This window comes from Ktedonobacter robiniae, assembly GCF_016587375.1.
Lineage (GTDB): Bacteria > Chloroflexota > Ktedonobacteria > Ktedonobacterales > Ktedonobacteraceae > Ktedonobacter > Ktedonobacter robiniae.
The window spans coordinates 148,501-162,772 of sequence record NZ_BNJG01000005.1 but is presented as its reverse complement, the minus strand read 5'-3'; the positions used below and the strand labels follow the sequence as shown (position 1 = coordinate 162,772).

13 protein-coding genes and 2 pseudogenes are annotated in these 14,272 nt (G+C 54.3%); 9 read left to right on the top strand and 6 right to left on the bottom strand.

Annotation, left to right across the window (positions count from 1 at the left end):
* The first annotated feature begins 296 nt into the window (after window positions 1-296).
* Window positions 297-1,079 carry a cation diffusion facilitator family transporter gene (locus JMJ04_RS49315; protein WP_420799592.1) on the top strand — a complete coding sequence of 261 codons (783 nt, stop codon included), beginning with the start codon at window positions 297-299 and terminating at the stop codon, window positions 1,077-1,079.
* Here JMJ04_RS49315 and JMJ04_RS43235 read toward each other — a convergent pair.
* Both JMJ04_RS43235 and JMJ04_RS43230 read right to left on the bottom strand, forming a co-directional pair.
* A pseudogene (locus JMJ04_RS43235) lies at window positions 1,005-1,714 on the bottom strand (IS6 family transposase). The gene JMJ04_RS49315 and the pseudogene JMJ04_RS43235 sit on opposite strands and share 75 nt — an antisense overlap.
* A gap of 957 nt (window positions 1,715-2,671) precedes the next feature.
* Window positions 2,672-3,383: pseudogene (locus JMJ04_RS43230) on the bottom strand (IS6 family transposase).
* Between the two features lie 228 nt (window positions 3,384-3,611).
* Between JMJ04_RS43230 and JMJ04_RS43225 the strand changes: the two are divergent.
* The 5 genes from JMJ04_RS43225 to JMJ04_RS43205 all read left to right on the top strand — a co-directional run bounded on the left by JMJ04_RS43225 (window position 3,612) and on the right by JMJ04_RS43205 (window position 7,593).
* On the top strand, window positions 3,612-4,238 hold the full coding sequence (locus JMJ04_RS43225; RefSeq protein ID WP_201376574.1) for a TetR/AcrR family transcriptional regulator: 627 nt from the start codon (window positions 3,612-3,614) through the stop codon (window positions 4,236-4,238).
* Window positions 4,239-4,390: 152 nt separating this feature from the next.
* Window positions 4,391-4,852, top strand: coding sequence for a cupin domain-containing protein (locus JMJ04_RS43220; RefSeq protein WP_201376573.1), 462 nt, complete (start codon window positions 4,391-4,393; stop codon window positions 4,850-4,852).
* Between the two features lie 131 nt (window positions 4,853-4,983).
* Window positions 4,984-5,784: an alpha/beta fold hydrolase gene (locus JMJ04_RS43215; RefSeq protein ID WP_201376572.1), complete on the top strand. Its 801-nt coding sequence runs from the start codon at window positions 4,984-4,986 to the stop codon at window positions 5,782-5,784.
* A gap of 81 nt (window positions 5,785-5,865) precedes the next feature.
* Complete coding sequence (locus JMJ04_RS43210) at window positions 5,866-6,045, top strand: hypothetical protein (RefSeq protein WP_201376571.1); 180 nt, start codon at window positions 5,866-5,868, stop codon at window positions 6,043-6,045.
* Between the two features lie 42 nt (window positions 6,046-6,087).
* Window positions 6,088-7,593 (top strand): MFS transporter, encoded by a 1,506-nt coding sequence (locus tag JMJ04_RS43205; RefSeq protein WP_201376570.1) that lies wholly within the window; start codon window positions 6,088-6,090, stop codon window positions 7,591-7,593.
* Between the two features lie 5 nt (window positions 7,594-7,598).
* Here JMJ04_RS43205 and JMJ04_RS43200 read toward each other — a convergent pair whose 3' ends face one another.
* On the bottom strand, window positions 7,599-7,787 hold the full coding sequence (locus tag JMJ04_RS43200; protein ID WP_201376569.1) for a hypothetical protein: 189 nt from the start codon (window positions 7,785-7,787) through the stop codon (window positions 7,599-7,601).
* Window positions 7,788-8,422: 635 nt separating this feature from the next.
* On the opposite strand from JMJ04_RS43200, the gene JMJ04_RS43195 reads away from it, so the two are divergent.
* Entirely contained in the window at window positions 8,423-8,650 is a 228-nt protein-coding gene (locus tag JMJ04_RS43195) for an ATP-binding cassette domain-containing protein (protein ID WP_201376568.1), read from the top strand.
* A complete protein-coding gene (locus tag JMJ04_RS43190) occupies window positions 8,647-9,162 on the top strand; it encodes a putative immunity protein (RefSeq protein ID WP_201376567.1) in 516 nt (171 codons plus the stop codon). Before JMJ04_RS43195 ends, JMJ04_RS43190 begins: the two co-directional genes overlap by 4 nt.
* Before the next feature lie 394 nt (window positions 9,163-9,556).
* Here JMJ04_RS43190 and JMJ04_RS43185 read toward each other — a convergent pair whose 3' ends face one another.
* The 3 genes from JMJ04_RS43185 to JMJ04_RS43175 form a co-directional block, all read right to left on the bottom strand.
* Window positions 9,557-11,614, bottom strand: a complete 2,058-nt coding sequence (locus JMJ04_RS43185; RefSeq protein ID WP_201376566.1) for a serine/threonine-protein kinase — start codon at window positions 11,612-11,614, stop codon at window positions 9,557-9,559.
* A 665-nt stretch (window positions 11,615-12,279) separates the two neighbouring features.
* Complete coding sequence (locus JMJ04_RS43180; RefSeq protein ID WP_201376565.1) at window positions 12,280-13,017, bottom strand: SDR family oxidoreductase; 738 nt, start codon at window positions 13,015-13,017, stop codon at window positions 12,280-12,282.
* A gap of 11 nt (window positions 13,018-13,028) precedes the next feature.
* Window positions 13,029-13,262, bottom strand: a complete 234-nt coding sequence (locus JMJ04_RS43175) for a hypothetical protein (RefSeq protein WP_201376564.1) — start codon at window positions 13,260-13,262, stop codon at window positions 13,029-13,031.
* 144 nt (window positions 13,263-13,406) lie between these two features.
* Here JMJ04_RS43175 and JMJ04_RS43170 point away from each other — a divergent pair, with 144 nt between their 5' ends.
* Entirely contained in the window at window positions 13,407-14,243 is an 837-nt protein-coding gene (locus tag JMJ04_RS43170; RefSeq protein WP_201376563.1) for a helix-turn-helix transcriptional regulator, read from the top strand.
* Window positions 14,244-14,272 lie beyond the last annotated feature (29 nt).

The following is a 14,272-nucleotide window of genomic DNA, read 5'->3' as shown; positions in this document are numbered from 1 at the left end:
TTGTAAAAAAATATTTTATCGACTAGAAATATATTTTTCTCGCCTTCTCTAGACAAGAGGCAGCACATCGGATACAATGCTCTCCCGGAAGTGCCGATGCATCTCGCTCTACAGAAATAGTCTTTGTGGCCAGGAAGAGGAACCTCCTGGTAGCGTGTCGAAATATATCTCTCTTCACCCTACGTTGACCAGACCACACGATCGACAAAGGACGTATCATAACGACACAACAGAGACTTCATACCCATCAAGAGCACGCTCCTCATCGAGAGAAACAGCTGGTCGCGCTCTCCTCTGTGGGAGCGGCCCTTGGACTGACCGCTATGAAATTGCTGGTTGAAATCTTGACGGGCAGCTTGGGCATTCTGGCTGAAGCGGCCCATTCTGGTCTCGACTTGATTGCTGCCTTGATGACGCTTTTTGCGGTTCGGGTTTCCTCCCGTCCAGCCGATGAAACGCACCACTATGGGCATGAAAAATTTGAGAACCTGTCTGCATTTCTAGAGGCCCTGCTCTTGCTTGCGACGGCGGGTTGGGTCATTGTTGAAGCCATACGACGCTTGCTCACGCATGAAGGAAATGTTGAGATCAGTCTCTGGGCCTTCCTCGTGATGGGAGTTTCCATTCTCGTGGATGTGACACGCTCGCGCGTCCTTTTACGGGTCGCCCGCAAGGTAGGAAGCCAGGCCCTTGAAGCCGATGCCTTACACTTCAGCACCGACATCTGGAGTTCAACCATGGTCATTGCTGGCTTACTCGTGGTCTTTCTGACGGGCCTGTGGCACCTGCCGTCCTGGCTCACACAGGCTGATGCCCCACCCAACATCGCAGACCTCTTGCAACATGGGCTGCTCAAAGCCAGTTTCATCCCTTCTGGCCCACAACGAGAGTTACGTGACTTGACACGCTATCGAGTGCGGTTGACAGAGGAGAAGGCTAGAGGGTTGTGTTGCAAGAATGATGAAGAAAACAAGATGAGCAGAGAATGTCTCCCGTTGTTCTGTTTAGGCAACCTCTGCAAAGAGCCTGGTAACCAAGGCAACCAGACCTTTCACATCTCCTTTGTTTCCCCCTTGTAGCTGTCCTTTCAGCATCATGTTCATCATCTCGAATCCTTGCAGTGTTCGCCAGGCCGTCTCGAACGAGAAGAAACCCATCCCCGGCTTCACCAACCGTTTGATGCGCGCGATGGTCTTGTTCAATCAGATTATTGAGATACTTGATCTGCCGTAATGCGCAGTGTTCAGGAAGGTACCTTTCTGCTTTCAACGAAGCGAAGGCTTTGGGGTAGGCGGCGTTTTTGTCCACGTTGATGATGCGTGGTTCGCTGCAATGAGGGGTGGCGAGCGTTTTCAGCAAGAAGCGCTTGGCGGCTTCCCCATCTCTGGTCGACCTCAGTACGAAGTCGAGTGTAATGCCCTGTGAGTCAACGACTCGAGAGAGAGATCCATTCCTTCTTGACTTTGATGTATGTTTCATCGACCCGCCAGGAGTCATTGGAAGGCTTGAGATGTGGTTGGCATCGCTTATTCAGTTCTGGGGCATAGCGTTGGACCCAATGATAGATCGTCGTGTGGTCGACCGAAAGCCCCCGCCCCGCCATCATTTCTTCCAAGTCCCGGTAGCTCAAAGCATAGCGGAGGTACCATCGTACGCACAGGAGAATAATGTCGGATTGGAAATGACGCCATTTGAATGGATGCTGAGCTGTCATAACGGGACCCCTCTTTTGCTCTTTTCTCTCAAATTTAGCAGATCCGCTTACTTCTTGCAACATAGCCCCATTCTTGACGACTATGGCAATGATCACCCTGCTGTTCAATATCGGCGGCGTAGACGCTAACAAAGATGATAAAACCAGCCCTTATAGCAAGTGCTATAAGGGCTTTTCCTTTACAACAGTGTTCTCCTGATGGTTTACCTGACTACCCGAGAATATGAAACAACATCTTAAGAGCATCCCCTAATTGATTATCTGGTTCCCACTGTTGCTACTATTGTTCTGATTGAAGCCCCTGTTATATCCCGAATTCCCACTATTGCCCTGATCAACTCCCCAATAATAGCTGTTATTATTGTTGTTGCCTCCTGGACCGTTTGAGCCGATCACTTGTGTGTTCATCTGGTTTCCAAAAGTGTGCCTAGCATTGATTATCTGGTTCCCGCTATTGCTGCCGTTGTCCTGATTGAAGCCCCTGTTATATCCCTGATTCCCACTGTTTCCCTGGTGGATTCCTGAATAGTAACTGTTATTACTGTTGTAGTTGTTTGACTGTTTGTATTGCGCGTTCACTTGGTAATGTTTACCATTCGAGGACTTCGAGGGAATGTACCCATAGCCATTCTTTATTGCATTACCTGTCTTTGCTAAGGACGAGGTTGCCCCTTTGGGGCTCATGGCGACTGTTGCCCGCTTTGAAGAGGCAAGCGCTGTTGGCGCATACCTGATACCAACAACACTAAGATTACCAGGCTTGTAACTATGAGGATCACACACTTTTTTTGAACGAAGAAACCACCACACTCTCCTCCCTTCCTGACACTAGACAAAAAGCTTTCCTTTTCTTTTTCAGGAAACACGTACGCACCGGGGTAAGCAGGATAATCGGCTGTGTTGCAAAAACCCGAAGAGGAACACCAAGGACGGAGCTTCGCCATTCTTCTGCTGTGCTTAGATGGCCACTCCGAACAGTTCTGCGATGAACGCTGCCTGCCCCAAGCTGTCTCCTTTGCGCACTCCTTGCATCTGCCCTTTTCTCATCATATGTATGACCTCATATCCCTGCAATGTTCGCCAAGCCGTCTCGAACGAAAAGAAGCCCATAACTGGTTTGACGAGTCGTTTGATGAACCGATGGTCTTGTTCGGCTAGGTTGTTGAGATAGTTGCTCTGTCGGAGCTCACAAGATACAGCAAGAGTCCTTTCCACTTTCAACTCGCAGAAGGCTTTGGGATACGCCGCATTTTTGTCGACGGTGATCACGCGGGGTGTCACGGTGTGACCAGCACCCAGCGCTTTCGCGAAAAAGCGCTTCGCCGCTTGGGCATCACGGGTTGTGCTCAGCAAGAACTCCAAGGTGTTCCCTTGAGAGTCCACTGCACGATAGAGGTACATCCAAATCTCCTTGACCTTCACATACGTCTCATCCACGCGCCACGAATCATTGGTCGTCTTGAGATGAGGCCGACAGCGCTTCTCCACCTCAGGGGCATAGCGCTGCACCCAACGATACATCGTCGTGTGGTCCACAGAGAGTCCTCGCTCTGCCATCATTTCTTCCACGTCTCGATAGCTGAGCGAAGAGCGGGGGATACCAGCGGACGCAGAGCCAAATAATCTCTGTCTCAAAGTGACGCCATTTGAAAGGAGCAGACACATCCATACCGGGGATTCCTCACAAGCTTCGAAATAAGCCCAAACTTATCATGCTCCTCCTCCTTTTTGCAACACAGCCTTTAATGTTGGGATTTACAACCATGGCCCGCCTCAAACATCCTCATGCTGCTCCCATCCAGCCCATGTAGTGACAAGCAACCGATTCCTGAACCGATGAGAAAATTCGTCACCAAAAAGCTTGACAGATACTTTTCTTCTGTGGTATATTGCTTGCATGAGCAAGCAATATACCACAGACCCACAAACTGAGGAACCGCAAGAGACGAGAGCGCGCATCATCGCCGCCGCCTCAAGGGTGCTCGCAACCAAGGGCTATGACGCGACCACGCTGCGCGAGATCTCACGCGAAGCCCAGGCAGCCCCTGGACTGGTGCATTATTACTTTGGGGGCAAGGATCAGTTGCTCGTGGAGGCCCTGCAGGCCGCTGGTCAGCAGTTTCATCAACGCATGCAGCACCTGGTCCGCCATATACCCGACGAGCAATCGCTCGACGCCTTCCTGACGCAGATCTCGGAACGAGTTGAACAGGACGAAAACATCTATCGCCTGCGCTATGAATCGTTCTCCCTGGGTCTGCATAACGCGCTCATCGCCCCAGCGGTGAGCGAACGGCTGGCACAGCGACGGGAGGAAATTGGCTCGGTCATGGGGACGATCCTGGAGAAGCTGGCCAGGACAGAAGGGGTGGAACGCTCCACTGTCGATCTAACTATCCTGGCGGCGCTCCTGCTCGCGCTCTTTGATGGGCTGGCCTTGCAAAAAATCATGGACGCCAGCTTCGATCTGGAGGCCGCATATAGCGTCCTGGCGCGGATGCTGCGTGGATTGCTCATAAGTTGAGGGAGCTCGCGCACCCCTGGCAACACGCGAAGCATTGATAGACAAACCACGGGCGAGCGAGCGCGGCTCTGGGAACAGAGCGCCGCTTTTTACCTCGCTCTTTGAACTGCAATATTGCTTGTTTGAGCAAGCAACGATGAAAGGATGTTGTTATGAGTGTCATCGCCCTGAGACCAGGAGAAGGACGCGCCATCTCTCTTGGTCCCATTCAAATAATCGTTCAGGAAGATGGAACGCAGACGCGGGGAACACTGGGCGTGGCGGAATTTACTGTGCCTCCCCATGCTCCCACTCCTCCTGCTCATATCCATCACGCGCATGAAGAGGTCTTTTACGTCCTGGAAGGCGAATTAGATTTTCTGGCAGGGACAGAGACCGTGCGAGCCGGCGCTGGAACGTTCGTAATGGTGCCCATCGGGGCTCTGCATACCTTTAGCAACCCGACGGACAGGCCCGCTCGTTTCCTTAATACGTTCACGCCTCCGCGCTATATCCACTACTTTGAAGAAATGAGCAAGCTCATCCAGGAAGGGATGGCTCCCGGTGCGCCAGCCTTCACGGAATTGATGGCTCGCTACGACACCGAGGTGGTTCCGTCACCCGCGACGCGCTGATCTTGCCCGAGCAAGAGAGCACGCCAGGTGGCAGGATTGCTCACTCACAGATAGTTTTTCGTTCTCTATTGCTTGCTTGAGCAATGAATATCAGACAAGAGAAATGGTTTCAACAGAAAGAACTACATTCCATGAGCACTTCATTTCCTGAGACACGCAAAGAGTCTTTCGCCGATGGTCTGACCATACGCTTTGACGAGCGAGCGAACAGCGGTCGTCCCATACTCATCTTGCATGGTGGTGGCGGTCCGCAGACCGTGGCGGGCATCGCTGCTGGGCTGGACAAGGCGCACACCCTGGTGCCGACCCATCCTGGCTTTGAAGGTGAGCCACGTCCGGAGTGGTTCGATAGTATTGATGATCTCGCCTTCGCCTATCTGGACCTCCTGGAACGGCTCAACCTGCGTGACGTCCTGGTTATTGGCTCCTCAGTCGGGGGCTGGATCGCCTCTGCGATGGCCTTGCGCGATACCACGCGGCGGCTTCGCGGTCTCGTGCTGATCAATGGCGTGGGGATTCAGGTAGAGGGGCATCCCGTTCCTGATGTCTCTACGTTGGCTCCCCAGGAGCTCGCGGCCCTCAGCTTCCATAATCCCGCAGCCTTCCGCATCGACCCGTCGACCATCACCCCGGAGCAGATTGCCACCAGGAAAGCCAATACCGAGACGCTCTATGTGTATGACCGCCAGAGGCTGGGCGGTGATCCCAAGCTCCAGCGTCGCCTCAGGTATGTGACCATCCCCGTGCTGGTGGCCTGGGGAGAGAGCGACCGCGTGGCAGACCTTGAATATGGTCGTGTCTATGCCCAATCGTTCTCCAACGCGCGCTTTGAACCGATCCCAGAAGCCGGTCACCTGCCACAGATCGAGCAGCCTGAGCACCTGCTGACCCTTGTGCGGCACTTCGCGATCAGCATCAGAGCGACCCTGTAGGTTGCCGGAGCGACGGGAACCGCGCTGCCGCTCTCTCCCAATCGTGAGGCGGGCAGCGAGCGGAAAACGAAGAGCCCCAGCGTGTTTTTATATGATGATAATAGCTTGCTCAAACAAGCAATAAAAGGACCAGGAGACCTTAAAGTACGCGGGCTCCCCGAGGACGTACTCCGGAGGTTTCAGTATGCCGTCGCCCGGCACGCTCCTGAAACTACCGCGCGCGTCCTGGCCCCCGGCGAACCGCTGCAGGTGACTGCGTAGGTCCTGGCCCGGGGCCAGCAGAGAAGAAAGGTACAAACACCGATGCGCTTACCACAGGCACAATCTCATCAGCAGTCCGCCACGTTCGCGCTCTCACAGCCGGCGCCAGACAGCAGGGGAGCAGGGAAAGAGACGGCCGGGAAATGGACAATCTTCTTTCTCGTCGCCATTGGCATCTTTATGGCGACCCTTGACACCTCCATTGTGAATATCAGCCTCCCGCTCATCGCCCAGAACTTCGGCGTGCCCTTGAGCGGGGCTATCGAATGGGTCGTCATCGCTTACCTGGTCACGACCACCGCCCTGCTCTTAACCGCAGGACGCCTGGCCGATCTGCTGGGACGCAAGGCCGTCTGGATCGCGGGACTGCTGCTCTTCACGGCGAGCTCCGCTCTCTGCGGGCTGGCCCCGTCTCTCTCCCTGCTCATTACCGCGCGCGCGGTGCAGGGCGTGGGCGGAGCGCTGGTGATGGCCGTCAGTCCCGCCATGCTCACCAGCGCATTTCCGGCCCGGGAGCGGGGGCGCGCCCTGGGCATCAACGCCATGAACGTTGCCCTGGGGACCAGCAGTGGTCCGATCCTGGGGGGCCTGCTCACGGCATCCTTCTCCTGGCGCTGGATCTTTTTCGTCAACGTCCCCGTCGGTCTGCTGGGCCTGGTGGCCTCCCTGCTCATCCTCAAAGAGAGGGCCCATTTCAAGACGGGTCGTTTCGATCCACTCGGGGCGATACTGATTGCCGTGAGCATGGCGGGACTGACCGCTGGCCTCTCCTTTGGCCAGGAGCTGGGCTGGACCTCACCGCTGATCCTGCTGGCGCTGCTGGTGGGCCTGCTGGCCCTGGTGACCTTACCGTTCGTCGAACGGCGCGTGCCCAACCCGGTGATGGTGCTGGCACTCTTGCGCAATCGCGTCTTTGACTCGTCCCTGGTAAGCCTGCTTCTCAGCTTCCTGGCCCTGTTCGCCGTCAGCGTACTGATGCCGTTCTCGCTGGAGCAGCTCCACGGTTTTTCGCCGCTGCAGGCGGGCCTGCTGCTCACTCCGGTTCCCCTCACGCTGGCGCTCATCGCGCCGGTGAGCGGGCGACTGTCGGACCGCATCGGTTCGCACTGGCTGGCAGCGGGCGGTCTGGCCATCGCCTGTCTGGGCCTGATACTGATGAGCCAGCTCAACGAACACAGCTCCATCTTTGGCCTGATCTGGCGGATGATCCTGACCAGCATCGGCCAGGGGCTGTTCCAGGCCCCCAATAATAGCGCCCTGCTCGGCGCGGCTCCCCGCGATCTCCAGGGCAGCGCCTCCGGCTTCCTGGCCACGGCTCGCACGATGGGGCAGAGCGTGAGTGTCGCGCTTGCGGGAGCCATCTTTGTTGGTCTGGGTGGCGCTGCTGCGGGGAACATCCTGGTCACGCATCCCGGCGGTGTTCTCCTCGCGGAGTCTCAACGGATCTTCGACACGGCTTTTCAGGCGACCTTTCTTGCCTGTGCCGCCATCGCGGCCCTCGGCATCGTGGCATCGCTTGTCCGAGGAAAAGAAGAACGCCAGAAATAGGGGGCTTAATCACGTCCGAACTCTGGAACGCGGCTGCCACTGCCCTCAAATACACCCGGGTCAATCTGCTTATCATTGACCAGGCAGAGCACCTCTCTCTCATCCTTGCCCAGTGCATCCGTTCCTATCTCTTCGATGATCAGATCTGTACGCTGCTGCTCGTTGGCTCTTCCGCTCTCATGACCACCCTGCACCGCGATCCAGCTCTTGAAAGCCGGGTCTTACCTGGCGCACCATCACCGATTTCGATTCCCCTAACAACTCCATCATTGCCAATCTCACCTAACTCGGCCAGAACACGGTGCCCATAGATAATATGGAAAAAGCGATATGAGACGACACGCCGCCAGGCAAGAAAGAGGAAATGTTGTAAATAAAAGGGGGTTACCCAACGCTCATTCCAGCAGCCCTAGCAAGACTCGATAGTGCGTCAAGTGGTGCCAAGCTCCATGTAAAACTCTCAATTTCCGACTTGAGGCTTTTTGCGAGACACTCCTCGTTCTCTCACAGAACTCCAAGTATATTGAGCAGGCTCAGATCCATTCCTGTCCATACGCACGCGCTTTTCTCTCTTTCTACCCTCTCTTCTTGCATCAGTGTTGTACTGTAGAGACGTGATCCAGAAAAAGCCCGGCCAGCCTGCATCGGAGATGCATGCATGCAGCCGAATGCTCGACCTGTCGAAGCTAGGAGCGTGTTCTCACTTCTCCAGGCTCCCATACTCTCGAGAACAGGAGACAAGAGCATGGGGCAAAAACAAAAAGCGAAAACAGTATTACCGTAAAGAAGCTGGCCCGCGTCATTTGGGAAAGTCAAGGCGGTCCGCGGTGTGTCCTTTGAAGTCAAGAAGGGAGAGATAGTTGGACTTCTCAGGCCAAACGGAGCCGGTAAAACGACGATCCTGGAAATGATGGAAGGCCTCCGCAAGAGTGATAGTGGGACGAGTATTGTGGCTAATGCCAATGTTGCTGAGGCGACGCGCAAGGTCACATCTCATATCGGCGTCCAGCTACAGTCCTCTTCTTTTTTTGATAATATGAAAGGGGTGCAGCCGTGATCCTCCCGAAAGACCGTGACCCTCGCTTCATCACCATCCGCCGCGGGGGGACGCTCACAGACTCCGACCATCAGCTGCTCGCCCTGTGGGCCGCAATGTGTGCGGAACACGTCCTGCACCTGTTCGAGTCGGCGCAACCTTCAGACCTGCGGCCTCGCCAAGCGATCGCGCAGGCTCGGGCATGGGCGCGAGGCGAGATCAGGATGTCTCAGTCCCGCGCGGCGGGTGGCCATGCCATGGCTGCGGCAAGAGAGTTGAGCGGAGCCGCTCGGTACGCCGCATATGCTGCCGGCCAGGCGGCGGTGGTGGCGCATGTCGCCGCACACGAGCTCGGTGCTGCGGCCTACGCTATCAAGGCTGCGCGTGCAACCGCGCACGCAGGCGAGGGTGAGAGCTCCGGGCAGCTCGAGTGCCGATGGCAGCGCGACCAGCTCCCTGATGCGATCCGCGAGCTGGTCCTGGATGATCAGCGGTTGCGAAACGACATCTGCTGGTCGGTGTTCGACTGCTGATCAACTTTCAACGGTATTGTCAACTTCATTGAAATTGTAGAGCTTATAGAAGAGAAACAGGCCTCAAAGTGGGGATTGCGCCCTTTTTCTTGCCTTGGTTGCTCGAGAATTCTGGTTGATGTGGCATCGACGTGGTGAAAGCTCATCAACGAATTTTTTTAAGTTGACAATACCCTGGGTGGTGTAGCCCCCTACATGAACGTCTTCTGTCAAAGATGGTAGATGCTCAAAACAGAGCACCGTAGTTGTGGGCAGAGACGTTGAAGAGTCCTTGTCATGCAGAGGGTGACTCGCACCACTCCTCACTGATTGCCTCTCCCTCTCTGACAAAAGAGGGTTAGGCTTGATCTTGCTCCATCAATAATCCGAAGCTATATGCCAGGGCCCTCTTTTCTCACGTTGATGAATAACGCGCAATGATCTGAATGACGTTGGGGTCGGTGGGCATACGTCCTCCCCACCACCAGGTCAAGCTCACATCAGTGGTGCGCGAATTGTAGCGGTTCAGGAGCAATGTCCGGGCATCGTCCTGAAAAAGTCCCGCAAGCGCCTGTTGAACCGCTTGCCTGCCGTGTTTGTCCAGCAGTAGGCGCCACTCACTTTGTACGGTCAGCCCAACAGAATCACTTGAACCGGGGGTACCAGGATCCGTAATCGTGATGTGCAGAGGATGCACCAGGGCAAAGTGCGAATCGAGACTACGCTGAGCCAGTTGATGGGCGGCAGTGAGAAGAGCCGCATCGGCCCCCTGCTGGTCGTAGGTTTCGATCTGACAGTTGGAGAAGAGACTAACGGTCACACTGCTCCCAGGAGCACCAACCGCAGGTTGGACCGTGTCATCCTGACTACAGGTCAGATTATTGAGGAGCGCCTCGCCGGGTTTGAGTTGAGATTGAAAGGCATGTTGCGCCTCCTGCTTTGCTTGTGCGTCGAAACCATCCAAGACTGAAACAAAATCACTGGAAGCGACTATCGGGCCATTATAGGTGTCTATACCACCAATGAACGGGGCGGGATTGGAGATATATACTGTAGGGTTATCGGCACCGATAACGGGGATAGGGAAGCCAAAGGCGTAGGTTCCATCAATCGCGTGCGCAGCCAGGTTACCCTTGCTTCCTTTCTCCTCGACTGTTACTGGCTCCGTGTAGGTTGAGCCAGGCCGCATATCGGTGTTGTAATCGGTGACAACGAGTGTTATGCTCTGACTCAGATTGATGCGAAACGCATCAAGCATCTTTGAAAGATCTATCTCGTCAGTAAGCTGGGAGAACACTATCTGACCGCTGGCGGAGGCTGCGTCGAGATGCCCAGTGTTGTGTACAGGCACTGTTTTGCTTCTGGTCGAGGTTTTATACGTCAGCATTCGACCCCGGACCTGGTGAGAAGTCAGATCTGTTTGTGTACTTACTGCTAGATGATAGGTCTGGCTAAGCGTGCGGTTCATGGGTACGATTGTCACGGTCGCCGCGCTGGCCGGTAGAACAATATGGAGAATGATCAAGCAGAAAATCAGTCCAAGGCACAGGGCGGCGGTTCGGGCTCGTCGCCCTGTAAGCACGTGGGGCATACGAAGTTTCGTATGCCTGGCCCTGGTCGTGGCGGAATTCCACCGCTCAGTGTGAGAGGGCGCAAAACCTTGCGGCGTGGTAGTGCTGTTATTCATTTGTTCGTCGATTCTGGCCTTGAGAGGCGGCGTCTCAAACTTTCTCTCACTCTCGGCCAAAGAGAGTGGGATTCCCACCTTGCCGAGGAATTCCCTGATGCTTTGAAAGCGCTGCATGGGCTCCGGGGTCTGAGCACGCGCAATCGCCCGGCGGAGAATGGCTGCATCCTCAGGAAGTTCTCCCTGCTCAAGCAAGAGGTCTTGAAGCAGACCGGCCAGGGCATATTGATCGCTCAAGTGGGTGGCCTGGCTTTCAGGAAAGCGATATTGGATAGGAAGAGGAGCACGGTCAATGGCGAGATCCAGGCCAGGGGAGAGGAAAGCAGCAACGCGGACCTCACCTTCAGCAGTTAGCAAGACGCACTCAGACGAGAAAAAACCGTGGATAAGATTATGTTGATGAGCCAGGACAAGAGCTGCGCTCGCATCAACGAGGATTTTCTCGGCCTCATCTTCAGTTATGCCCTTGTGTTGCAGGCGATCAGCGACCGTTTCTGCCCGAGTCGTCTCGTAGGGCAGAAGCACGTAAGGATGATCATCGGTATCAGCTCCGAAATCTTCCCCGGCGAGAATAAGCGGCGAGCGCAGATCTTTCAGCTGGTTCATCTGAGCGCGGAAGAACGGGAAGCCCTGTTTTCCAGCAATGCGCACGGTATTCCATTTTTGCAAAACGTACAATTTGCCAGGATCGGATACACGTTCGACAATATAGCGATCATAGAGAACAGATGAGGATTGATTCCAGATGATGCGATAGTTATCAATATGGCCCCCAATATTTTTCATGCATCTTTCCTTCGGGCGTTTGTCTTTAAAATGCGAATTTATGCGAGATAAATATGTTCCCTGAAACGTTGTCTGCTTACCCCGAAGCTTACGAGGAAAAGGAAGTTTCTACCAGGACAAGAAGCGGCCATTTTCCGGTCAGATTGCGTCAAAGGCTTTTATATTCTGTATTTACGCATTCTATACAACAAAAAGCCCTTCTCAGCAAAACCGTGGAGGGGCTTTTTGCGTGCTGATTTATGCAACAATTTCTTGCGCTCCTGCAAAAGCGGCGACGATCTCCGCATCGCGAAGCGCCAACGCCTTCGCTGGTATTGTCAACTTCATTGAAATTGTAGAGCTTATAGAAGAGAAACAGGCCTCAAAGTGGGGATTGCGCCCTTTTTCTTGCCTTGGTTGCTCGAGAATTCTGGTTGATGTGGCATCGACGTGGTGAAAGCTCATCAACGAATTTTTTTAAGTTGACAATACCGTAATCTGTGAGCATTGCCAGAGAGAATACACAACACGGGGGATAGCCTCTTGCTTCAATACACTATGCAACAGAGGTTTATTTTCAAAACGGGAGCGCTGAAGGAGGCAATTGCCGCTTCACCATCAAAGATGAGAACGGCAATTCTTGTCCCGTGAACCCGCAATCACGCTTGAAAGCCTCGCACGGAAAGCTACCAAGCGATCTGTCCATTGGCCCCAAAGAAACCACCAGTAGGTCCATCAGCTGGCAGGGTGGCATAGGATATAGGTGCTTTTGCACCCTGCTCGGTAGTGAGATGGCCACTGTGTCCGTTCAGGTCTGTAGCGACATAGCCAGGGCTGACCGAGTTGACCTTGATGGGCGTGTCTTGCAGCTCTTTGGCGAAGAAGACAGTGAGAGCGTTCAGGGCTGTTTTGGAAGCATTGTAGGCTAGAGTGGGTGGCATCCGTGAAATGGACGAGTTGGCATCGCTGTTGATATCTAGGGAACCCATCTCGCTCGATACATTTACAATGCACCCAGCCTGGGAGTGGCGCAGCAGGGGGAGCATGGCTTTGGTGACAGCAAAGACGCCGAAGACATTGGTGGCGAAAGTCTTCTGCAAATCTTCAAACGAGAGCTGACTGGGTGGAGTGCTCCATTCTTGAACGGCGATAGCCGCATTGTTAACCAGAATATCCAGCCGCCCATAGGTCTGGTCAATGAAGGCTGCGGCGGCATCAATGCTGGCTTGATCGGTCACGTCGAGATGAACGACAGTGGCGTCTATCTTCTCGGCACGCAATTTCTGAATGGCGGCCTCTCCTCGGTCCAAGTCGCGTACACCAACAAGGATGGTGATGTCCTGGATGCCCAACTGACGTGCGATCTCAAAACCGATCCCTTTGTTCGCTCCGGTAACGAGTGCGGTCTTTTTTCCCTCTGACATGTGATTTCCTCTCAACTTTTGACAGTGTTTGCTAGCACTGGGGTACCTTCAGCCCTTGCAAGCAGGGGGTTGGTGCTGTATGATGACAAAGTGAATGGTTCAGCAACAGCACAGCCAGTGTGCTGGCCAGCTAACTGCATCGCGCCATACCCCATACGCGTGACTACCAGATCCTCGGCCATAGTGAAGGTTCCAGCCACTGTAGCCGACAGATGAGGAGAGTCATTCGCTGAACGCGATCCCATAGAACTACTGTTCCTCTTTCTCTTGTCGAAACGACGACCATCACAAGATGTGATACACAGAGGAGTATCACATGAAGGTTCTACGAGGACCAGAGTCTCTTTATCGTATGATGGAGACTGATAGGATAAGGAGCAAGAAAGCCGATGAGCGACGAACAACGCAGACACGATTTTGCGGATTTTCTCCGTACGCGGCGTCTGCGCCTTTCGCCTGAAGAGATTGGGTTGATACGTGGTGGGAGGCGCCGCACCCCAGGATTGCGACGAGAAGAGGTAGCCGAGCGAGCGAATGTGGGCGTTTCCTGGTATACCCTGTTGGAGCAAGGGCGCGATGTGAACCCGTCACGGGAGGTGCTCCAGAGCATTGCCGATGCGTTACAGCTCACGCCTGACGAACGGCAACATCTTTTCTTCTTTGCCAATCAGCCCTACCTCATCGAGACCTCTACATCCGATGAGCTGGTAAGCCCCGCGTTACGTCGTGTGCTTGATTCGCTCACCCCTACTCCAGCGTACATCATCGATCGCCGTTGGAATTATCTCGCCTGGAATGCTACGGCTTCACAGATCTTTTTGCGGACGGAGATGGCACCTCCATATGAATATAATGTCATCTGGCGCATTTTTACTGATCCAAAGATCCGTCTTCTCAACAAAGAGCCCACTTGGGAGCAAGTGGCATTGCAAGTGATGGAGGAATTCCGTGCTGAGAGTGCACGTTATGCCGATGAGGAATGGTTCAAACGTTTGATCACTGATTTGCAACGTGTAAGCCCAGAGTTTCGTGCGTGGTGGCCCCATCACAATGTACGTGGGAGAGCCGATGCTCATAAAACTATAGAGCATCCATTGGTAGGATGTCTGATGTTCGAGCACACGACCTTGCAGGTGCCAGCTCAGCCCGAACTTAAAGTTATGATCTACACCCCACTTCCCCAAACGGGCACGTTGGAAAAGCTTCAGCAGTTGATGGCCTCTTGAGCTCGCGAGAGAGGTTTACAACGTAAGGC